General features: G+C 57.1%; 21 protein-coding genes and 2 pseudogenes. 16 read left to right on the forward strand and 7 right to left on the reverse strand.

Annotated features, from left to right (window positions below; genetic code table 11):
* Positions 1 to 21: 21 nt before the first annotated feature.
* From R6X40_RS25970 to R6X40_RS25980, 3 genes are read left to right on the forward strand one after another with little or no spacing between them, the layout of a single operon-like run.
* Positions 22 to 1,074: a type III polyketide synthase gene (locus R6X40_RS25970; protein WP_318417427.1), complete on the forward strand. Its 1,053-nt coding sequence runs from the start codon at positions 22 to 24 to the stop codon at positions 1,072 to 1,074.
* Positions 1,071 to 1,577 (forward strand): isoprenylcysteine carboxyl methyltransferase family protein, encoded by a 507-nt coding sequence (locus tag R6X40_RS25975; protein ID WP_318417429.1) that lies wholly within the window; start codon positions 1,071 to 1,073, stop codon positions 1,575 to 1,577. The genes R6X40_RS25970 and R6X40_RS25975 overlap by 4 nt, the downstream gene beginning before the upstream one ends.
* Positions 1,561 to 3,105, forward strand: coding sequence for a DHA2 family efflux MFS transporter permease subunit (locus R6X40_RS25980; RefSeq protein ID WP_318417431.1), 1,545 nt, complete (start codon positions 1,561 to 1,563; stop codon positions 3,103 to 3,105). The genes R6X40_RS25975 and R6X40_RS25980 overlap by 17 nt, the downstream gene beginning before the upstream one ends.
* Before the next feature lie 13 nt (positions 3,106 to 3,118).
* Here R6X40_RS25980 and R6X40_RS25985 read toward each other — a convergent pair whose 3' ends face one another.
* The 5 genes from R6X40_RS25985 to R6X40_RS26005 form a co-directional block, all read right to left on the reverse strand.
* The gene (locus tag R6X40_RS25985) at positions 3,119 to 3,613 is read right to left on the reverse strand and encodes a cytochrome b (protein WP_318417433.1); all 495 of its coding nucleotides are present in this window, start codon (positions 3,611 to 3,613) and stop codon (positions 3,119 to 3,121) included.
* A gap of 94 nt (positions 3,614 to 3,707) precedes the next feature.
* On the reverse strand, positions 3,708 to 4,133 hold the full coding sequence (locus tag R6X40_RS25990; protein ID WP_318417435.1) for a plastocyanin/azurin family copper-binding protein: 426 nt from the start codon (positions 4,131 to 4,133) through the stop codon (positions 3,708 to 3,710).
* Between the two features lie 135 nt (positions 4,134 to 4,268).
* Positions 4,269 to 6,125, reverse strand: a complete 1,857-nt coding sequence (locus R6X40_RS25995) for a heavy metal translocating P-type ATPase (RefSeq protein ID WP_318417437.1) — start codon at positions 6,123 to 6,125, stop codon at positions 4,269 to 4,271.
* Positions 6,126 to 6,177: 52 nt separating this feature from the next.
* Positions 6,178 to 6,726 (reverse strand): cytochrome b, encoded by a 549-nt coding sequence (locus tag R6X40_RS26000; protein WP_318417438.1) that lies wholly within the window; start codon positions 6,724 to 6,726, stop codon positions 6,178 to 6,180.
* A 424-nt stretch (positions 6,727 to 7,150) separates the two neighbouring features.
* On the reverse strand, positions 7,151 to 7,933 hold the full coding sequence (locus R6X40_RS26005; RefSeq protein ID WP_318417440.1) for a universal stress protein: 783 nt from the start codon (positions 7,931 to 7,933) through the stop codon (positions 7,151 to 7,153).
* A 206-nt stretch (positions 7,934 to 8,139) separates the two neighbouring features.
* Here R6X40_RS26005 and R6X40_RS26010 point away from each other — a divergent pair.
* The 8 genes and pseudogenes from R6X40_RS26010 to R6X40_RS26045 all read left to right on the forward strand — a co-directional run.
* Positions 8,140 to 8,244: pseudogene (locus tag R6X40_RS26010) on the forward strand (VapC toxin family PIN domain ribonuclease); the annotation flags it as partial.
* 393 nt (positions 8,245 to 8,637) lie between these two features.
* Positions 8,638 to 8,904, forward strand: coding sequence for a type II toxin-antitoxin system prevent-host-death family antitoxin (locus R6X40_RS26015; protein WP_318417442.1), 267 nt, complete (start codon positions 8,638 to 8,640; stop codon positions 8,902 to 8,904).
* Positions 8,901 to 9,323, forward strand: coding sequence for a type II toxin-antitoxin system VapC family toxin (locus R6X40_RS26020; protein WP_318417444.1), 423 nt, complete (start codon positions 8,901 to 8,903; stop codon positions 9,321 to 9,323). Before R6X40_RS26015 ends, R6X40_RS26020 begins: the two co-directional genes overlap by 4 nt.
* An 884-nt stretch (positions 9,324 to 10,207) precedes the next feature.
* Positions 10,208 to 11,419, forward strand: a complete 1,212-nt coding sequence (gene repA / locus R6X40_RS26025) for a plasmid partitioning protein RepA (protein WP_318417445.1) — start codon at positions 10,208 to 10,210, stop codon at positions 11,417 to 11,419.
* Positions 11,416 to 12,456, forward strand: a complete 1,041-nt coding sequence (gene repB, locus R6X40_RS26030; protein WP_318417447.1) for a plasmid partitioning protein RepB — start codon at positions 11,416 to 11,418, stop codon at positions 12,454 to 12,456. The genes repA and repB overlap by 4 nt, the downstream gene beginning before the upstream one ends.
* Before the next feature lie 154 nt (positions 12,457 to 12,610).
* Positions 12,611 to 13,825 carry a plasmid replication protein RepC gene (repC, locus tag R6X40_RS26035; RefSeq protein ID WP_318417449.1) on the forward strand — a complete coding sequence of 405 codons (1,215 nt, stop codon included), beginning with the start codon at positions 12,611 to 12,613 and terminating at the stop codon, positions 13,823 to 13,825.
* A 572-nt stretch (positions 13,826 to 14,397) separates the two neighbouring features.
* Positions 14,398 to 14,757 carry a helix-turn-helix domain-containing protein gene (locus R6X40_RS26040; RefSeq protein WP_318417451.1) on the forward strand — a complete coding sequence of 120 codons (360 nt, stop codon included), beginning with the start codon at positions 14,398 to 14,400 and terminating at the stop codon, positions 14,755 to 14,757.
* A 135-nt stretch (positions 14,758 to 14,892) separates the two neighbouring features.
* Entirely contained in the window at positions 14,893 to 15,264 is a 372-nt protein-coding gene (locus tag R6X40_RS26045; RefSeq protein WP_318417647.1) for an AraC family transcriptional regulator, read from the forward strand.
* A gap of 671 nt (positions 15,265 to 15,935) precedes the next feature.
* Here R6X40_RS26045 and R6X40_RS26050 read toward each other — a convergent pair.
* Positions 15,936 to 16,586: pseudogene (locus R6X40_RS26050) on the reverse strand (alpha/beta family hydrolase).
* A 440-nt stretch (positions 16,587 to 17,026) separates the two neighbouring features.
* On the opposite strand from R6X40_RS26050, the gene R6X40_RS26055 reads away from it, so the two are divergent.
* The 3 genes from R6X40_RS26055 to R6X40_RS26065 all read left to right on the forward strand — a co-directional run bounded on the left by R6X40_RS26055 (position 17,027) and on the right by R6X40_RS26065 (position 18,376).
* Positions 17,027 to 17,233 carry a cold-shock protein gene (locus R6X40_RS26055; RefSeq protein WP_318417452.1) on the forward strand — a complete coding sequence of 69 codons (207 nt, stop codon included), beginning with the start codon at positions 17,027 to 17,029 and terminating at the stop codon, positions 17,231 to 17,233.
* Positions 17,234 to 17,465: 232 nt separating this feature from the next.
* Positions 17,466 to 17,897 (forward strand): DUF2384 domain-containing protein, encoded by a 432-nt coding sequence (locus R6X40_RS26060; protein ID WP_318417454.1) that lies wholly within the window; start codon positions 17,466 to 17,468, stop codon positions 17,895 to 17,897.
* Positions 17,894 to 18,376: an RES family NAD+ phosphorylase gene (locus R6X40_RS26065; protein ID WP_318417456.1), complete on the forward strand. Its 483-nt coding sequence runs from the start codon at positions 17,894 to 17,896 to the stop codon at positions 18,374 to 18,376. Before R6X40_RS26060 ends, R6X40_RS26065 begins: the two co-directional genes overlap by 4 nt.
* Positions 18,377 to 18,568: 192 nt before the next feature.
* Here the strand turns inward: R6X40_RS26065 and R6X40_RS26070 are convergent, their stop codons facing one another.
* A complete protein-coding gene (locus R6X40_RS26070; protein ID WP_318417458.1) occupies positions 18,569 to 18,799 on the reverse strand; it encodes a hypothetical protein in 231 nt (76 codons plus the stop codon).
* Between the two features lie 256 nt (positions 18,800 to 19,055).
* Between R6X40_RS26070 and R6X40_RS26075 the strand changes: the two genes are divergently transcribed.
* The gene (locus tag R6X40_RS26075) at positions 19,056 to 19,322 is read left to right on the forward strand and encodes a DUF982 domain-containing protein (protein ID WP_318417460.1); all 267 of its coding nucleotides are present in this window, start codon (positions 19,056 to 19,058) and stop codon (positions 19,320 to 19,322) included.
* Positions 19,323 to 19,325: 3 nt separating this feature from the next.
* Positions 19,326 to 19,586: a DUF982 domain-containing protein gene (locus tag R6X40_RS31690; protein WP_412178462.1), complete on the forward strand. Its 261-nt coding sequence runs from the start codon at positions 19,326 to 19,328 to the stop codon at positions 19,584 to 19,586.
* The last annotated feature ends 327 nt before the right edge of the window (positions 19,587 to 19,913 follow it).

The following is a 19,913-nucleotide window of genomic DNA, read 5'->3' on the forward strand; positions in this document are numbered from 1 at the left end:
AGCGCCTCAGCAGGAATTTTCATGCCGGAATCTGTAAAGCTTGTCTCGATGGGGACTGCAGTCCCCCCGCATGTCATTGATCAACGTGACGCAGCACTCGCATCCCATCAGGCCTTTTCCTCCCGATATGCAGACTTCGAACGCCTGGCAAAGGTCTTTGAAAGTTCCGGCATCAGGCGCCGTTATGGCGTGCGTCCACTCGACTGGTATTTCAAGACGCCGGGCTGGCCGGACAGGAACGATGCCTTTATCGAGGGTGCGGGTGCGCTGTTCGTCTCTGCTGCCAACAATGCATTGCAAGCGGCGGGTTTGTCTGCTGTCGATGTCGACACGATTGTGACCGTGACCTCCACAGGCATCGCCACGCCGAGCCTCGAGGCACGCGTTAGCACACAGATGGGTTTTCGCACCGATGTCGATCGAATCCCTGTTTTCGGGCTAGGTTGCGCCGGGGGCGTTTCGGGGTTTTCCATTGCGTCGCGTCTGGCGGCTTCGAGGCCGGGATCGGTCGTTCTGCTGGTCGCAGTGGAAACCTGCACTCTGGCGTTCCGGATAGACAAACTGACGAAAGCTAATATCGTCGCAACAGCCTTGTTCGGTGATGGCGCGGCGGCCTGCGTGTTGCGTGCTACAGATGACGGTATCGCGGAAGTCGAGATGAGTGGTCAGCATACTTGGCCCGATACGCTCGACATTATGGGCTGGAGCGTCGATCCGGAGGGACTTGGCGTGATCTTCGATCGGGCAATACCGCCGTTTGCAGCGGCAAACATTCAGCCCGCCGTGACCTCTATCCTGGGACGATCAGGTATGACGGTTGAGGATATCGACCGATTTGCCTGTCACCCCGGCGGTGCGAAAGTTATCGATGCGCTGGAGACGGCGCTGGCGCTCGGTCAGGGCAGCCTGAACCATGAACGGGATGTCTTGTCGGATTATGGCAACATGTCCTCACCGACCGCGTTATTCGTGCTGGATCGTCTTATCTCCTCCGGCCTGCCACGCCGTACGCTGCTGACGGCCATGGGGCCGGGCTTTACACTGAGCTGCGTGTCCCTGAAGGCCGCAGCATGATCTGGTCCATCCTGCTCCTCACGGCGGTGACAGTCGAGCGGTTGGGCGAACTCTGGCTCGCCAAAAGCAATACCCAAGCACTGATGGCCAGAGGCGCGATTGAAGTTGCAGCGGCCCACTATCCGGCTATCGTTGTCTTGCATGCGACATGGCTTGTTGGCCTATGGTTGCTTGCCTGGGATGCGCCGCTTCACATGGGTTGGGTCACGGTCTTTGCAGGGCTTCAGGTCTTGCGGCTCTGGACCTTGTCTACCCTTGGCCGGCGTTGGACGACACGGATCATCGTCGTGTCCGGCGAGAGGCTTGTGACAGCCGGCCCCTATCGATTGCTGCGCCACCCGAACTACGTCGTCGTGATCGGCGAGATCGCCGTCCTTCCATTGTGCTTTGATATGCCGCTGTATGCGCTCATATTCTCGGTCGTCAACGCTGTTGTCCTGACGATACGGATCAGGGCCGAAAACGCAGCCCTTTCAGGATTGTCCCATGCCGAACAGGCCTGACCCTTCGCACATCGCCATGACCCCCCTCCTGGTCTGGACGGGGTTCATGGCGATGTGCGTCGGCATGTTCATGGCCATTCTCGACGTTCAGGTTGTGGCGACCTCGCTGCCGACCATCCAGTCGGCACTGGATATCAATCCAGACCAGATGAGCTGGATACAGACCGCTTATCTCATCGCCGAGGTCGTCGCGATACCATTGACGGGTTTCCTGACCCGGTTTCTGACGATGCGCTGGCTGTTCGTCACCTCACTGACATTGTTCGTCATCGCATCCGCCGGCTGCGCGACGAGCAGCACATTCGGTGAGCTGGTATCGTGGCGCGTTCTCCAAGGTTTTTCCGGCGGCACTTTGATCCCGTCGGTCTTTTCAGCCGTCTTCATCCTGTTTCCGAAGGAACGGCAGGCTATCGCCACGACGATTGCTGGCGTTCTCGCCGTTCTCGCCCCAACCGTTGGACCCGTCGTCGGCGGCTGGCTGACAGAAACCTATTCGTGGCATTGGCTGTTTCTCATCAACGTTATTCCAGGAATTGCCGCTGCTCTCGTCGCTGTGCAATCCCTGCCGCGCGAACGTCCCCACACCGCCGAACTTCGGAATCTGGATTTCCTCTCGCTTGCGCTGATGGCGGTCAGTCTCGCCACACTGGAGCTTGCCTTGAAGGAGGCACCGACCAGCGGCTGGACGTCGCTCTACATCGCTGGTTTGCTTGGTCTGTCGGTCCTCTCCGGATGCGTCTTCGTCTGGCGGTCGCTGGCTCGGACACCTCCGCTTGTCGAGCTCCGCAATTTTGGCGATCGAAACTTTCTGATTGGGTCGATCCTCAGTTTCATTCTAGGTATCGGCCTATTCGGCTCGGTCTACCTCATGCCGGTTTTTCTGGCCTTCGTCAGAGGACACAATGCGCTTGAGATCGGTATGACCATGCTGGTTACCGGCGTGGCGCAGCTCGTGACCGCACCCATTGCCGTCGCTCTGGAAAAGCGCGTGGACGCACGGCTGTTATCTGCCGCCGGGTTTGCGCTGTTCGCCGTCGGCATCGCGATGAGCGCGTTCCAGGACCCGCAATCCGACTATGACGCGATGTTCTGGCCGCAGATCGTGCGCGGCGTCGCCATCATGTTCTGCCTGTTGCCGCCAACACGCCTGGCGCTGGGCACGCTGTCGCCAGGCAAGGTTCCGGATGCCAGCGGTCTGTTCAACCTGATGCGCAATCTGGGTGGTGCAATCGGCATCGCGCTGATCGACACGATCATTTATACGCGCTCGGAGCCGCTCGGCCGCTCACTCTTGGAGCGTCTGCAGGCGGGGGATATGGATACGGCGACATTCATCGGCGTGCCACTTCAAACGTTGGCCGAGCATAAAGGCGGCCTGGACGAAGCGACGATGGCGATGCTCGATCCGTTGCTGCAAACAGCAGCGACAGTGCAGGCCCTCAACGAGGCGTGGCTGGTTATTTCGGTCCTGACCGCATGCGCAATCCTGTGTCTTCCTTTTGCCCGACGCGTTGCTCCTGCCGACTGATCGGCAGTGGGGATTATCCGACCGTCATCCGGCGAAGAACATTTGTTTTCCAGTAAAACTTGTGAGTGAGAGCCCCTAGCACATGGCCGGCGATCAGCACCCAGAGGACGACCTTGAGAATATCGGCGTGCACGTCGCCTGCACCATCATAGCCCAAATAGTAAGCGGCCATCCCCGTAACCGGCATCGCGATCAGAAGGCCATAAAGAAGCACATGGGCAATCGTCGCCACCACTCTGAAGAGTGCGGGCTCCAGTGGCGATGACGGCGGGACGCCCTGGACAAAACGAAGGACGAGACGGAGGACGACGAGGATCAGGATGGCGATCCCGACATAAGCATGGATATTAGCGCTGCCTACCTGGTCCGCTGTTGCCGACCCGGTCCTTTTGATACTGCGGTTCCATTCTTCCATGCCATCGGGAAGCAGCAGATTGAAGAAAACGAGTCCTGCCGTCAGCCAGTGCAGGACGCGCTGCGGCAGGGAAAATGCGACGAGTGTTTTCAAGTGAGATATGCACCTTCTGCTTAAAAGAGGGGTGATCTCGAGGGGGACGTTACCGCGGCCCTCGAGATCACCAACAATTCCAACGACGGCGCGCTTACTTGGTAACGGTCAGCATGGCATGCATACCCGCCTGGAAATGGCCCTTGATATTGCAGAGAAGGACATAGGAACCGGGCACAAGCTTGGCTTTCAGCCCGCCGTCTGCGCCGGGTTTCAGTTCAGAGACTTCTCCCATGCTGTTCAGCTTTTTTTCGTTGACCCGGCCCTTGGCGGTATCGACGGCAATCTTCTGATCAGCTGATTTCAGCTTCACAAGCACCATTTCGTGCTCTTCGCTCATTGCGTCGTTGTGAACCAGGAACGTTGTCTCGCCGGCCTTGATCGTCGACTGATCCAGCGTCAGGGTCATAGGGCCACCACCTTCACCACCCTCGGTGACTTCGACCCTGGTTGCAGCAAATACCGGCGTTGCAAGACAGATGACGGCAAGGGCCGCGAGTGTATGTCGAAAGGAACGCATGCTTTATCACCTTTTTGATTGGAAAGTCCGTAACGGCTAAGGGTCCCAACTTACGGGAACCTGAACGTCTGGGCTGTGTCGATCTATCCTGACGTTTATCGATGGATCATCGGTTGAAACCGAATTATTGCATCTCTATCGAAGTGCTCTCAGTGCATTTAAAATCACGGCGACGTCGATAACCTCCTGTGTCAGGGCACCCTGAACCGGCGGCAGATATCCGAAACTCGCGAAAGCCATGGCGCAAAGCGACAGTCCAAGGCCCGCCACGACACTTTGGAGCGCTATGGTTCGACTGCGGCGCGCAACCGCCATCGCCTTTACGAGCGGTGCCAGTTCATCCACCAGCAGGACAACCCCGGCCGCCTCAGACGATGAGGCCGTCCCGTGCGCGCCCATTGCGACACCCACATCTGCTGCTGCAAGCGCCGGGGCGTCGTTGACACCGTCGCCGACCATCATGACGGGCCCATTTACAATCTCACTTCGGACGGCTGCGACCTTGGCATCCGGTGAGAGATCGCCCAACACGAGATCGAAACCCAGTTGTCTGCCGACTTTCACGGCAATATCGCCCCGGTCGCCGGTGGCTAGCACCAGTCGCTTGACGCCCGCATGACGCAGGTCGTCCAGCATCGGTTTTGCATCTGCGCGAATCTGATCCTGAAGAACAATAATGCCCGCGACTTTTCCGTCGACCCCCACGGCCACGGTCATGGCGGCCGGATCGATGTCCTTCAGGAGATCATCCGCCCGAACATTGCCGCTCTCTCTTGCAACGAAACTGTTCCCACCGACAACCACCTTTTGGCCGTCCACGGTTCCCTTGATTCCTGTTCCGGGTGTTTCCACCACGGCCACCGGGGCGGACAAAATCAGCCCTCTCGATTGTGCGGCTTTGATAAGCGCCGAAGCTACCACATGGCCGGACGCCTGATCCAGACTGGCCGCAGCTTTCAGAACATCCACCTCGGCAAATCCTTCGCGCGTCCTTATTTGGGTAATCGCCGCCTGCCCATGGGTTACAGTACCGGTTTTGTCGAGGATGACGGTGCGGACGCGCGACATCGTCTCGAGCACGCCACCACCTTTAACCAGAACCCCCATGCGCGCCGTGCGAGACATGCCCGAGATGAGGGCGACCGGAACGGCCAGGATCAGCGGGCATGGCGTGGCAACGACGAGGACGGAGAGCACCCGGATCGTATCCTGTGTCAGAAACCAGGTGATCGCGGCAATCGTCACCGTCAGCGCTAGGAAACCGATGGCGTATCGATCAGCCATGCGAACCATCGGCGCTTTACTGGATTGCGCGGCTTCGACCAGACGCACAATACCGGCATAAGTGCTCTCGGTGGCCGGGCGGCTTGCGACAAGCTCGAACGCGGCGCCCGCAGACGCCGAACCGCTCATCGCTTCACTCCCTTTCATTATATTTTGCGGAAGCGATTCACCCGTCAGAGCAGACAGGTCGAGTACGGCGACATCGCTCACCACGCGGCCGTCGACCGGTAAGACGTCGCCTTGGCGAATAAGAAGCCTGTCTCCAGGTTTGATTGCCGTAATCGAAACCTGTTGCAGGACGTCGCCGTCGAACCGCATCGCGGTTTGCGCGACACGCCCCATTAAAGCCGTCATCTCCTTTTTGGCCCGCCCCTGCGCAAAGTCCTCAAGGACCTGCCCGCCCGCATACATCATGGCGACGACGTTCGCTGCCAACGGTTCGCCAAAAACCAATGCCGCAGACATAGAAAGGGCGGCGACGATATCGAGGCCTACATCGCCCTTCTGCAGCGACATCACGATTTGAACGAAGAGTCCAAGAAGCACAGGGGCGGTTGCAACTGACCATGCCCAACTGGCAGGTACAGGATGTGAGGACCAGAAGAGAAAGCCACCTACGGCAAGCCCCGTTGCAGCAAATCCGATCAGAATGCGAGACTGCTGGAGGCGCAAAAAATGTCTCAGGTGCGGATACATTGCGTCTTCCATGAAGTGTCACCACGGCTTGCAGCTGACCTTAGCGGCAACATTGCCTCAAGGGTCATTTTGGCGGAAGCATCCGCATCAGCACGGCGTCTTTGCGAACGAGATGGTGCCAGAGTGCCGCCAGAGCATGCAGACCCGCAACGCCGACTAGCATGTAGGCCAAGAGTTCATGGATCTCACCAATCTGTCTGGCGACCCCCTCGTCTTCAACCGACACAGGTCCAAGGGAGAACAAGCCGAAATCGATCCACTGGCCGCTTCGAGCCGCAAAGGCCAGGCCGACGAGGGGCACAGCTATCATGAGGCAGTAGAGGAGGACATGACTTATCGAAGACACACGCTGAAGCATGAGGCCGATCGGCTCGGGCGGCGGCGGCTTGTGGTTGCGTCTCCAGATCATGCGAAACGCAACCAGACAGAGGATCGAAACACCGATCAGCTTGTGCGTGTTGACAACACTGTCTTCCCAGCTGGGCGGAAACGCATCGACAAATAATCCGAGACAGAACACTGCAACGATGAGGATCGCAGTCAACCAATGCACGATTCTCGCAGTGCCGTCATAGCGCAGCAAGGGGTGGGCGAGTGTGCTTTTCTGCGTCATCGTTATCTCCAGGTTATTTGCATGCGGACAAATTTGGAATCAGGTCATTTGATCGACGCCCCACACCCGCGGCTTTGGACGGCGATAACCGGGTTCATGCGTAGGTATACTGCACGCTATTTTGGCGATGTTGTCCGTCTAGTGAAACTAGAGCTATGCAGCGACCGTGTCATCAGAAGATCTGAGTCATACCAAAGACCTCCCCATGTATAGGCCCTCTACAATCAGCTGTGTCAGACTCGGAAACTACTCAGTTTAATTTTCACCGATAGTGGCTCGGAGCTACCATGCGCCGGTGAAACTGCTGCTCTCCTGATTCTGGCATAAACTCCGAAGAGAGTTGTAGTGCCCAGCATCTGGATTGCGTTCCGATGAGTGCTTTCCTTCTGGAGGGTAAATTATTCAAGGCATTTGCGGCGCACGCTCAATGGGACAGAAACAGCGGAAGGGTCGGATGATTCAGCATCGACAGTGACGTTCCGCCGAAAGCAGAGATGTCCCTCGCATGCATACGCAGAACGTCAGCGGGCGCCCGTCCTCCACTCGCAATGCGGTCTACTGAAACATTCACCTTATGCCGGCAAAGGTAGGTTGCTACGTCTGCTCCAGGTTCTTCACCATTCCTGCGGCTAGAGGCAACGGGATCAATCAACGTGACATGGACGCCTTGGGCAGCCTGGAGAAATTCCAATGCTTGTTGAGCCGCGCGTGCTGCTTCGTTGCTGGAATCCCATGCCAAGAGTATCGTTTTGGGTTGAAGTGGCACGTTGCTGCGCCTGTTGTCGATAAGCAGGGCTGTCGGTGATTCAAATAGAGCACCATTCACGACATGTCTACGAAACGTCTCGACAGCGGCGGCCTCTGACCCGATGAACACGAGATCTGAATACATGGCTCTTTCGGCAATTTCTTCTGCGGCCCATGCGAACTCGGCATAAACGTCCTGCACGTCTCCTGACACATCACTTCTGAGGAGCATGTCGCTTATTCGTGTTTTTGCCTCGGCGAGCTTGCCGATCTCCCGCTCACGCTCTGCCATCCACACGGAGGAAATCACATCGTAGCTACCAAAAGGCGTCGGGGCGCTGGTATAAACGACGAGGACAGTCAAATGCGCATCTCGTAGCCTGCAGAATGCGATGGCATTTTCCACGTCATTGCTAAAACCATCAGCTTCAACAGGGCAAAGCACAGTCTTTATGGACATTTCGATCACCTATCCGAGCTAAACTGACAAATGTACGTCAGGAAAGGGCCTGCGCCACCTATTTCTCTAGGAGTTTTGATCGACCGTTTCTCTGGTCGACGAAATGGCTTCAGTCCAAATCCTTTGCTAGAAAACCCTTATAACCTATACGAATCCGCCTTTTTAGGCTCGGAAATTACCCATTGTAATTTCGCGACAAGGTTTGCTTGATTGCTGCGACCGCGCTCATTCAAGGGCTCGCAGTGGTCACCCGCAACGTCAAGGATTTTGATGGTGCCGGCGCGGTCGTCGTTGACCCCTGGCTGGGATGATTTTGCAAGGTGCGTTTTTTGGGATTGAATCGAACCTAAGCGCACCACCCGTCATTCCCAGAAAACGACCGATAATGTTGCATTGTCGGTGGTTATGTATCGGCATGCCGAGAACGGCCGTATCATCGCGCAGAACCCTAAAGATACCGTTTCCAGGACGCTGCGCTGTTTATCAGCACGGCGCTTGCGGGTTATCGATGCGGTTGGCCGTTTGATGCCGCCTCCCTCCCTGCCCAGCAGGAAGAAATGCCGTCGAGGCCAATTGCCTGAACGATCAGAAGTTGGTTAGGCTGGTGGGCCTCCAGCGTGCACGAGACCCCTCCCCTCTCCAGCTTGCATTTTGGCTTGATCATCGTATATAGTCACGATAGTCATTATAGTCAGGAGCGAGCAATGCAGAGATCGATTCAGGATGATAAAACGTGGACGGTCGCCAGCGCCAAAGCGAAGCTTTCGGAGGTTATCGAACGCGCGCAATCCGACCCCCAGACGATCACCCGGAACGGAAAGGCAAGCGTCGTTGTCGTCTCGGCCGAGGAATGGCAAAGGAAAACGGCGCGCAAAGGCCCGCTGGCGGCATTCCTGATGGAATCCCCTCTCCGCGGCACCGATCTGGACCTTGAGCGCCAACGAGACGAGCCACGTGATTTGCCGCTGTGAGACTGCTGCTCGACACTAACGTTCTGTCCGAGGTGACCAAACCACGCCCCGATGGACGCGTCCTAGAATGGCTTGATCGGATTGACGAGGATCGCGCCTTCATCAGTGTTGTGTCGATCGCGGAAATTCGGCGCGGTGTCGCCCTGATGGATAGTGGACGAAAACGTGACGCTCTGGCGGAATGGCTTGCCCGGGATCTTCCGGCACGTTTTGAACACCGCGTTGTTCCAGTAGAAGAGCCGGTCGCCCTGGCCTGGGGCGACCTCATGGGACTTGCGAAGCGAGCCGGTCGCGGGCTCGCTTCAATGGACGGGCTGATCGCTGCCACCGCGATCACGCACGATCTCACCCTCGCCACGCGTAACACGAAGGATTTTGAGGGTTTCGGAATCGATATCATCGATCCGTGGGCCAGTTAACCAGTCACTTGTGGCAACGTAGTCGGAAAGGATAACCTGCTTGCTCTCCTACGGCCTTTTGAAAAACCATGCCGGCATTCTGCTGGCCAGGCAAAGAGCGTGATTGCGCTTTGGCGGCGTCTCGATCCGGCGCAGCCTGAGGTCTTTGAAAAGCTCCGGAACCGTGGCGCGATTTTCTGTTCGTGGACCAAAGCGCAGTGGAAGACGAACTTCTTGCAGCTACTGGCAAGTTTCGATCCGATGCATGAGAGCGACTACACCCTTTCCATCTCCAAAGAGGAGAGAAGGGCCTTCTCTCTCCCGGACAGTTTGCCCTGCGGGACCACGTGGAATGACCCGATCCAGGTTGGTAGCTATCCCATCGGTTCCATTGGGAGGCTGACAAGCCGCCAAGGGCTATGCCCTCCCCTCCCCTCCCCTCCCCTCCCCTCCCCTCCCCTCCCCTCGCCTCCTCTTCTCCGCATCGCAGGACATTTTGCCCAGGTTGTGCGTGCATTTCTAGGTGCGCGCTATTTGAAGTAATCCTCCAAAGCCTGAGGAGGATCCTTCGTGGCGCGACACGTGCCGATTCTCAGCCGACTCACCCGTTCTGGGGTCGGAAACACGGGTCAATCCGACCGCTCAGGCCGAAAATTCGCAGGAGCGAGTTGTATGCCGGAAAGAATCCAGTGCACGGGCGAAAACCGCGTTTTCGAAGACCGTTGTCATAACAGTCTGTTTTTAAAGGGCGAACTGACGAGCGCTTGTGATGAGCAGCCGACCTCGTTAAGGATTCGTTAACCCTAAATAGCTTGCCAGTCCCTTAGAATCGATGCTTACTGCAAGCAGCGGATTGTTTCCGAATTTCCGATCAGAAGCGCTATTTCAAGAAATTAGGTCCGGGGATGCCCAAAATCGCTGCAAAATTACCGCCCAAAGACGAAGACCTGATGGGCTTGATTGAGCGCCATTCTCGTACTCTGTCGGCGCAACTGCAGGAGCATCAACTCGCAACTTTTCCGCCCACGGCGGAAAAAGGTATCCGGACCTTTCAGCCAGCGGAAGCAGCAAAGCTGGTCGGGGTGAAAGAGGTTTACCTTCGTCAACTCGCCAACGAGCTCGTGGATCTTCAGGTCAGCACCAGTCCCACCGGACGCCGGTCGTATTCCGTCGAGGACATGCACAAGATCCGCAAGCATCTCGACCAGGTGGGTCGCGGAAATCGCCGCTATCTTCCCCATCGCCGGGACGATGAAGCGCTCCAGGTCATCTCCGTGATGAATTTCAAGGGCGGGTCCGGCAAGACGACGACCGCTGCTCACCTCGCCCAATATCTCGCCCTTCGGGGCTACCGCGTGCTCGCCATCGACCTTGACCCCCAGGCCAGCCTATCGACGCTCTTTGGCAACCAGCCAGAAACCGATGTCGGTGTAAACGAGACGCTCTATGGTGCGATACGCTACGACGACGCCCGTCCAATGGGCGAAATCGTTCGCGCGACCTATATTCCCGATCTTCATCTGATCCCCGGCAACCTCGAACTGATGGAGTTCGAACATGATACGCCGCGGGCGCTGATGAAGCGAAAGGTCGGCGATACGATGTTCTTCCATCGGATCAGCGAAGTGCTTGACCAGGTGGCACCCAACTACGACGTGGTGGTGATCGACTGCCCGCCACAACTTGGCTACCTGACCCTATCCGCTCTGACCGCAGCAACGTCTGTTCTGATCACCGTACATCCGCAGATGCTCGACGTGATGTCGATGAACCAGTTCCTGTCGATGACATCGGATCTGCTTCGTGAGATTTCATCCCACGGCGCCCGCTTCGATTACAACTGGATGCGGTATCTCGTGACGCGTTTCGAGCCCAGTGACGGGCCTCAGAACCAGATGGTCGGGTACCTACGAGCTATTTTCGGGGAGAATGTCCTGAACTTCCCAATGCTGAAGACGACAGCCGTCTCCGATGCAGGCCTGACGAACCAGACCCTTTTCGAAGTGGAAAGAGGCCAATTCACCCGCGCCACCTACGATCGCGCGTTGGAGGCGATGAACAACGTCAACGATGAGATCGAGTCTTTGATCAAGAAAGCATGGGGAAGAAAACCATGAGCAGGAAGGATATCCTCCGCACGCCGAGACCAACCGGTGCCGTTGCGGCGCCAGTTGAAAGACCGGCTAAGAGCCGCAGCATTCTTCCGCTCCTCGGCACCACTCCCGCGGAGGCAGCGCCGGCGTCGTCGCGTCTTACCACCCAGGTTGGCGGCGCGTTCGCAGAAGGAAAGGCACGGTTTGAGCGAGCCGAGGAAATCGAAAAGCGCCTGGCCGAAGGCCAGACCATCATCGAACTCGACACCGATACGATCGATCCGTCTTTCGTTCAGGATCGCATGCCGGGTGATATTGACGGTCTCGTTGAAGCGATCCGCGAGCAAGGGCAGCAGATCCCGATCCTCGTTCGCCCCCATCCGGGGATACCGGGCCGGTACCAAGTCGCCTTCGGACACCGTCGTCTGCGTGCGGTCACGGAACTGAACCGTCCCGTCAAGGCGGTCGTCAGGGGCCTGACCGACGAGCAACTGGTCATCGCCCAGGGCCAGGAGAATAATGAACGCCAGGACCTCACATTCATCGAAAAGGCGCGCTTCGCCTCTCGGCTGAACGAGCAGTTTTCGAGAGATGTGGTGATGGCTGCTTTGTCCGTCTACAAAAGCGACCTGTCGAACATGTTGTCGGTCGTGACACGCATTCCCACGGATGTTGTCGATGCCATCGGCTCGGCACCCGGGATTGGGTTGAAAAGTTGGGTCAGTCTCGCCGAGCTTCTGGCGCGCGACAGCGACCTTGAAAAAGCGGCAAGCTTCTTGCGATCGCCGGAAGCGAAAGCCCTGCCCTCGCCCGACCGGTTCAAGTCCCTTTTCGCGAGCCTTAAACCCGCACCAGCAAAACGAGGACTTCCAGATCTTCTGACGACGCCCACAGGTGTGCGTCTGGCTCAGGTGACGAAGAGCAAAACCAAGTTGGACCTCTCGATCAATCGACGCGAGATGCCAGATTTCGCGGCCTTCGTCCTCGAGCGATTACCAGCGCTTTTTGAGGAGCATCGCTCCAAGAGCGGCGCTCAAGACCAGTTGAACAACGGAGATTAAGCGGAAAAAGAAAAAGGCCCCCAAAACGTCGCCGTCGTGGAAACCTCTTTCAGATCTAAGCAACCTGAGAATCGCACTTCCACTTATGTTCGTCAAGAGTCTTGGCACCGATTTGGTGAGCCGATTTCTTTTGCCTTCTGAAAGGTGAAAGACGATGCAGACAGAAAGTGTGACGACGCCCTTTGGGCGGCGGCCGATGACGCTTGCTCTCGTGAAGAGGCAGGTTGCCACAAGCGAGATCAAGGCGGGTAAATCAGTCGAGAAGTGGAAGGTCTTCCGGGACGCTTCGGAAGCCCGGGAAGAGCTTGGTTTGCAGTCGAACAGCCTGGCTGTTCTTGACGCGCTGCTGAGTTTCTACCCGGAAAATGAATTGCGCCAGGGCGCACAATTGGTCGTGTTCCCTTCGAACGCACAATTGATCCTGCGGGCTCATGGTATGGCTGGAGCGACACTTCGCCGCCACCTCGCGCTGCTCGTAGACTCCGGATTGATCGTCCGGAAGGACAGCGCCAACGGCAAACGCTACGCCCGCAAGAATGGCGGCGGCGAGATCGAGAATGCGTTTGGCTTCGATCTATCGCCGATCCTTGCGCGATCCGAAGAGTTGGCCCACATAGCGCAGAAAGTCGTCGCGGCGCGTTCAGCCTTCAGGAAAGCCAAAGAGAACCTGACGATCTGCCGTCGTGACGTCCGCAAGTTGATTTCGGCGGCAATGGAGGAGGGCGCTGACGGCAACTGGGCAGTTATTGAGATGATGTATGTGGCTCTCGTCGGCCGCATCCCACGCTCGCCGACCATGGCAGAGGTCGCAGATATCCTCGATGAGATGGAGCTTCTGCGCGAGGAAATTCTTAATCAATTGGATATTCAACCAAATTCACGGTTTAATAGCACCAATGCTGCTCATAATGAGCAGCACATACAGAATTCAAAACCCGAATCCTTCCATGAACTTGAACCTCGCTCTGAAAAAGAAAAGGCCGCAAATTCGAGTAAGACTGGCGGGCCGAAGAGCGAGACGCTGAAAGCGTTTCCACTTGGTGTTGTGCTGAAGGCTTGCCGACAGATCGCCGATTACGGGCCGGGCGGGGCGGTGGGAAGTTGGCGCGACCTTATGTCGGCCGCCGTCGTGGTGAGGTCGATGCTCGGGGTCAGTCCGTCCGCCTATCAGCACGCCTGCGAGGTCATGGGACCGGAAAATGCCGCAGTCGCGGTGGCCTGTATTTTGGAACGGGCAAGTCTCATCAACTCGGCGGGTGGGTACCTGCGGGACCTGACGCAGCGAACTGAGCGAGGCGAGTTTTCCCTCGGTCCGGTTATCATGGCGCTGCTCCGCGGCAACGGTGAAAAGGTCCTGCAAGCCGGATAAACTATGTTAGTTGCGCCTAACATCGCTAAGGTACTGAAATCGTGCGTTTTTCTGAAATGTTAGCATTCCAGCCTTCGTGGTTAGGCGACTATGGCGGTTTGGCAGGGAAACCGCGATCCTGGATCGTGGGTGTTGGAGCCTCGCTAGGCCGAAAAATCCTATTCGGCAGTGCAAGGGGTATTAAGCCGGCAGCTCGGGCAATGCAAGGAACTGGAAACGCCTGAAATGGTCATCACAACTTCGGTCTTCCAGTTTGGAAGTGACGACACAGTCTGCCCATCATTTCAGCGATATTCCCGCCGGCTGCCCCGAAATGGGCTCTTGATATTGCCAATCGGCGATGATCGGACGTTAGTTGTGACTAACCGGGTTAAGCGACTGGAACTGCGCAGCTTTCACAAATGGTGGGCAGCCCGCTCTTTGCCTGCTCCAGGAAACATTGAGTTCAAAAGTGCGTCGCCACTCTCATGTTCATTTTCGGGTTGCGCTTCATCGGGGTGGAAAGTCGCAGGATCGGTCGATCGCGGCATATTCGGAAGGGGCTAGCTGGTGTCGCCACGGAGGAAGAGACGATGAAGGCGGCGCTTGAAAACTACTATGCCTGGATGCAGCGGGTGCTGGATCACATAGATCTGCATTTGGACGTGTTGAGCGACGTCGCGGCACTCTCGAAATACCATTTCCACCGGCAGTTCACGTCCACCTTCGGGTTGTCCGTGCATCGCTGTCCAACCCGCCCGCATGAAGCGCGCATCGCAAAGGCTGGCCTACTGGGACGCCCAAGCGTCATGGATATAGCGATGGATGCCGGTTATGGCGCACCGGATGCTTTCGCACGCGCCTCTCGGCAACGGTTCGGACAATCGCCTTCGTCGTTCCGAAAAGTCTCCCGGATGGGACACGTGACTTGCGGCCTTCGGACCTCTCGATGACGCTAGGAGCAACCTCATACAAAAGAGTTATCGCCTTGAAGACGTGACGATCCGCGGTGTGGCCCTGACAATGGTGGCGATCATGGAGCATCGCGGCGACCCCGCGGCCTTTTTGGCGACACCAACCAAGGGTTCATCTCCTGGCGAAAGGCCCTTGGTCTGTCATCCCCAAAGACCAGCCCGATCGTCAACGTTTTCCGTTCCGATAGGCGGCCGGCGTCGCCGGCCGCCTATCGGATGGACCTGTGCGCTGGCACCGATTTCCCGCTCGGCCCAAAGGACGAAGGATTGGTAGCGGGCGTTATCCCCGGCGGGCGCTGCCCCATGCAGCGCGTCGTCGGCAATACCGACAATCTGGAGCCCGCCGCTCTCTACCTCTATCGCAATTGGCTGCCGGTCAGCCGCGAGGAGGTAAGGGATTTCCCTCTCTACTGCCAACGCATCGCGCTCTTTCCTAATGTTCCGGAGCATGAGACGATCGCGGAACTGTTCCTGCCGCTGAAATAGAACCGCTGGACGGCGGCCAGTCCCTTCTCATCGTCAGAAGCAGACAGGCCGCCGTCCACCCATCTCGGTCATTCCGTATTTATGAGTTCACGGCGTGGCCGTTTACGTCTGTGCCGGGCTTCGGTCTCGAGAGTTGGGACGCGATCATCATTCGCGGACCATAACGCCGGTGGACGCCCGCCAAGAGCGGATCAATGTTGCGCGCAGCCACTCGTGCTCGTTTCTCACGATCCTGGTGAGAACATGATCAAAACCCAGTCGGCCGGTCGGATCAGGCGATCAATATTTGCAATTCCGCTTCAGTGCGTTTTGTCGACGTTGGTGCGCGTTGAAGAACTCAACGGGTCGGCTGTCTTTACGGCCATTTTGAAACCATTAAGCGCGAGAAAGACCGGTGGTAAATATCCGGCGCATGGAGCGGAGGCTAAACCCGATTTCCTTGATGGTGTCGACGCCATGGGGACGGTACCCGTCAAAGGAAACGATCCCGGCGCGTTGTTGGCTGGTGTGGGTGAAGCAGAAAACAGACAGGAAGGATGTCCAAATAGGTCAGCGCCATCTCCCAACTCGACCTCTGCCGTTCTTCGAAAATTGTTGCCGATGATTTTGCAGCGACAGATATTCGAGGGGGGGGAGTGTAGACTCAGAAGCGCCCCCCGCGGAGCCAGATCTCACTTTTCATTTTGATGGGCTAGTGCCTCGGTCCATCGCTTCACCGCCGTTGCCATCGAAGCGAGATGATCTGACACCGTGAACCCCGAAACGGTTTTGCGCGGTTTGAGATCATGGTCACCGTCTTCGAGCCAGAAGATCTCGGTCCGATCAGAGAATGCGAAGTCCGCCACCTCCGCCTGGGTTCCGAATTCGTCCCTCGTGCCCTGGCAGATCAGAGTGGGCGTCTGAATTGTTTCGAGGTGCTGTGTTCGAAGGCTCAAAGGCTTGCCGGGGGGATGGAATGGATAGCCGAGGCAGAGCAAGCCGACGATTTTCCTGGACGCATGGAGTTCGTCGGCGATCATGCTGGCCACACGACCACCCATTGACTTGCCGCCGATGATGAGTGGACCTTGCACGTCAAGCGCCTCGATTGCCGACTGTTACCCCGGGATCAACTTTTCTGCCTTTGGCGGCGGTTTCCTCGAAGCGTCTATTCTGCGTGCCGCCATATAGTCGAATTCGAAGCGGGCGACGCGAAAGCCGGTTGCAACAAGCGCGGCCGTGGCTGCTGTCATGGAGTTCGAGTCCATCGGGGCGCCGGCACCATGCGCAAGCAGGATTGTAAAGCGTGCATCAGTCGGCCCCTCAATGAGGAAATCCGTCATGGGTTTCATGGGTCTGTCTCAACTCCAACTGCAGCATAGACATAATGCGAGCCTTCCGGGTTATCGCAATACCCCATTTGAAAGTCGGTTTGCGAAATGAAATGGCTCGCTTGTCTGAAGTCAGTGAGACAATACACCATGGCCGGGGCCGGCTATTGGAGAAAAGAGGAGAAGTTTCCGTATCCAGCAGTTTCAACCGACCTGCCGATCCGGCGCACTTTTTACTTTTCGTTTACCACGCGAAGTTAGCGTGGGGCCGCCTCGCGTTTTAGTTCTGCGTCCGCGAGGCATCCGCAACTGCGCCTCTTCGACCTGGATGCGAGCGTTGGGGAATTTCCTGGAGGCCACAAAGCTCCTTTGTTTTTTTGCCCTGACTAACTATGTTCGCTGCGAAGAGCCAGCGGCCCTTCGTCTGAAGAGAATAATGGGAGAAAGCCGAGATGGCTACAGGAACGGTAAAGTGGTTCAACGCAACGAAGGGTTTTGGGTTCATCCAGCCTGACGACGGCGGCACCGAAGTGTTCGTTCACGTGTCAGCGGTAGAACGTGCTGGTATGCGCGGATTGAATGATGGTCAGAAGATCACCTATGAATTGGCGAAGGACCGGAAGTCCGGCAAGATGTCGGCAGATAATCTGCAGGCCTGAAACGCCTGCGATTTTGACACAGCGACAAACGGTCGGGTCGATCCGGCCACTCTCTTACCGTCGATGAGAAGGGGGGAGGGGAGTATCCCGACAACGTATCAGCGTGTGTCAACCGGGAAAAGTTCAGTTGGAGGCTCCGCGAACGAGACGTCTCCCAAGGATGCCTCCATTTTCGCTTGCCATCTGCCTCATGTGAGGCTATATATCGCCTCAGCTGAATAAGGAAGAGACGATGCTCGCATTTTCAGATGTAGCCGATGTGCTGGGTCTTCCGGCAAAGGAGATCGCTGCCCGTTCCCCGTTTGGATTGATGTCCCGAATCGAGGATGGATTGCCAATCGGCGCCCTTGAGCGCGTTGCTCATCTTCTCGCACCGAGCGATGCGCAGTTCAAATATCGACTGATTGCGAAAGCTACCTATGAGAGGCGGAAGACCGCGCTCCGTCTGTCCTCGGACGAGGGCACGCGCCTTGCGCGGGTAGCCCGCGTCTGGAGCCTGGCGTTGGATGTCTGGCAAACAGAAGAGGAGGCTCGCGATTTCCTGTTTCGCTCCCACCCTATGCTGGAGGACAGACGCCCCATCGACGTCGTCATTCAAAGTGAGATCGGTGCGGAGCTTGTTCTCGACGTTCTGGGAAGTCTTAAATATGGCAGTGCTGCGTGACAGCGCAGGTTCTCGACCGAACATTGACCAGTTTCAGGATTGGCGATCCAGGCGGCGCCTATCCGATATTTGACGCGACGGGCTCCACGATAGCGCCCGGGCGGTGGAACACGCCAGGCAGTCCTTTGATCTATACCAGCGACCACTATTCCACGGCATTGCTCGAGAAACTGGTGCACGGTAGCGGTCGACTGCCACCGAACCAGCACTACGTGGCGATAACGGTTCCCCTCGGCTTGTCCTACGAGGTCTTTTCTCCGCCGGCTCTACCGCGATGGGACAGCATGCCGGCGACGGTCAGCAAGGAATTTGGTGAACGATGGTGTTTGGAACGGCGTAGCGCCATCCTCTTGGTGCCGAGCGTCGTGGCCAGGCTCGACCATAATGTACTGATTAACCCGGCCCATCCGCAGTTCGCAACGATCAGCGCCAGTCTGCACCAACCGGTGTACTGGGATCGCCGTCTTTTCGGAACCTAGGCGCGCGGAAACCCCGATCATATCGTCCGTCGGCGAGGCCTGAAAACCGGCGCGAACAAATCCTCTCGCATTCGCTCGGCTATCGCGCATTGTTCGTCACTCCCTTGCGCTCCTGCGCCGTGGATGAACAAACTAGAACGAGTTTTGCATAATCAGCTAAGCCCATCAGCACCCAAAGTGATGACGGCTCCGTCAACCTGTCAAAATGACCCATCCCGCAAGGGCGGCGATCACAAAGCCGAACACGATGAAGACGGCGAAAGAGTTCTTGAGAAGAAAATTGCGCATTCCCGACGGGATATCATTTGGGCTCTGACCTGCCAACCCGGAGAGGGTAGGGGCTGCAGCTTGGGCGAGTTTGTCAGTACATTCATCCGAATTTTTTTCAAGGTAGGCGTAATCGTAAGAAAGCGGGCCCAGCATTACCGCTCCTGATTCTGTGCGGGGGATGGGGAGCGACCCTCCGAACGCTCTTTTGGTCCAAGTCCGTCCATTGTTTCCAGCGCATTGTCCGGTTCTACGTCGCCCGTTTCGGGGCCTTGGCGGCAAGTCATTCTCGGCTGTGCCGTAGGTTTTCGCGGTGCCTGGAAGTGGTTTGTCGGTCCCACGACCGTGCCTTTTCATTGGAACAAATATTAGCATTTACAGTTATTCCGTAGGCTTTGGGAGGAGCCTGAGGATGCTCATCGAAACTGAAATGAATTGCAGCAACATATGCTGGGTAAATCCAGTAAAGGTGCGTGTTGGCTACGGCACCCAGATTAGTGTCGACGGCCCTCAAGCCGCGTTGAACGCCATGACGCAACAATGGCCGCAAATCCGTGGAGAGCATTACGATCGAGCTCGGAGCCTTTGCATGGCTGCTCTTGGTAGGCGTGTATCCGCCGCTTCGATCCGTGACGATTTTGTTGAGGCGTGTAAGGAAGCGGGCGTGCTGGCTGATTAGGACATGAGCCAGATTATTCGCATTGACCTTCGGACACGATGGGGCGACCCGGTTCGGGTTCGAGCTCCCGATGGGAGAGTGGACTGCATAATCGGCCCAGGAGATGCATTGGCCTTCCTCGTTGCGAAGTGGAAGGGTCACAAGGGGCTGTCTTACAGAACGGCTCGTAGATCCTGCCAAGGAGCGTTGCGGGGCGAAATCGGAACTGCTCTCGCCAGGGCGCACTTCACAACTGCTTGCATGGACGCCGACATTCTCGAATGAAAGCATCACACCATCCTTTTCGCTAAAGACGTCACCACGTCTGCGACGGCACAGATTGCTTCGGGGATATGGAAAGAGATAATCTGAAGTGGCTTCAAGCCATATAACGGCGCGAGCGAACGTTTTTGTCAGCCGCCTGGTGAATGCATGCAGACGTCCACCCCGCGAAACAAAGGTGCGGGGTGGTTCAGGTCGCGCCGCATTCACACGCACATGTTAAGCACGAATTGCAATGCGCCTGGGCAGAATGTCACATGACGCCTTTCGTCGAAGGCAAAATTCCGCACCACCGTAACCAGAAAGACTCAGTCCTTCTGCGGGCCCAAG

The organism is Rhizobium sp. PL01, from assembly GCF_033447125.1.
Taxonomy (GTDB): Bacteria; Pseudomonadota; Alphaproteobacteria; order Rhizobiales; family Rhizobiaceae; genus Pararhizobium.

Excerpts from the sequence above, each read along its gene's own strand:
- R6X40_RS25970 (WP_318417427.1), top strand. The coding sequence starts at position 22 with ATGCCGGAATCTGTAAAGCTTGTCTCGATGGGGACTGCAGTCCCCCCG.
- R6X40_RS25975 (WP_318417429.1), top strand. The coding sequence starts at position 1,071 with ATGATCTGGTCCATCCTGCTCCTCACGGCGGTGACAGTCGAGCGGTTG.
- R6X40_RS25980 (WP_318417431.1), top strand. The coding sequence starts at position 1,561 with ATGCCGAACAGGCCTGACCCTTCGCACATCGCCATGACCCCCCTCCTG.
- R6X40_RS25990 (WP_318417435.1), bottom strand. The coding sequence starts at position 4,133 with ATGCGTTCCTTTCGACATACACTCGCGGCCCTTGCCGTCATCTGTCTT.
- R6X40_RS25995 (WP_318417437.1), bottom strand. The coding sequence starts at position 6,125 with ATGGAAGACGCAATGTATCCGCACCTGAGACATTTTTTGCGCCTCCAG.
- R6X40_RS26000 (WP_318417438.1), bottom strand. The coding sequence starts at position 6,726 with ATGACGCAGAAAAGCACACTCGCCCACCCCTTGCTGCGCTATGACGGC.
- R6X40_RS26005 (WP_318417440.1), bottom strand. The coding sequence starts at position 7,933 with ATGTCCATAAAGACTGTGCTTTGCCCTGTTGAAGCTGATGGTTTTAGC.
- R6X40_RS26015 (WP_318417442.1), top strand. The coding sequence starts at position 8,638 with ATGCAGAGATCGATTCAGGATGATAAAACGTGGACGGTCGCCAGCGCC.
- repA (WP_318417445.1), top strand. The coding sequence starts at position 10,208 with ATGCCCAAAATCGCTGCAAAATTACCGCCCAAAGACGAAGACCTGATG.
- repB (WP_318417447.1), top strand. The coding sequence starts at position 11,416 with ATGAGCAGGAAGGATATCCTCCGCACGCCGAGACCAACCGGTGCCGTT.
- repC (WP_318417449.1), top strand. The coding sequence starts at position 12,611 with ATGCAGACAGAAAGTGTGACGACGCCCTTTGGGCGGCGGCCGATGACG.
- R6X40_RS26040 (WP_318417451.1), top strand. The coding sequence starts at position 14,398 with ATGAAGGCGGCGCTTGAAAACTACTATGCCTGGATGCAGCGGGTGCTG.
- R6X40_RS26055 (WP_318417452.1), top strand. The coding sequence starts at position 17,027 with ATGGCTACAGGAACGGTAAAGTGGTTCAACGCAACGAAGGGTTTTGGG.
- R6X40_RS26060 (WP_318417454.1), top strand. The coding sequence starts at position 17,466 with ATGCTCGCATTTTCAGATGTAGCCGATGTGCTGGGTCTTCCGGCAAAG.
- R6X40_RS26070 (WP_318417458.1), bottom strand. The coding sequence starts at position 18,799 with ATGCTGGGCCCGCTTTCTTACGATTACGCCTACCTTGAAAAAAATTCG.
- R6X40_RS26075 (WP_318417460.1), top strand. The coding sequence starts at position 19,056 with ATGCTCATCGAAACTGAAATGAATTGCAGCAACATATGCTGGGTAAAT.
- R6X40_RS31690 (WP_412178462.1), top strand. The coding sequence starts at position 19,326 with ATGAGCCAGATTATTCGCATTGACCTTCGGACACGATGGGGCGACCCG.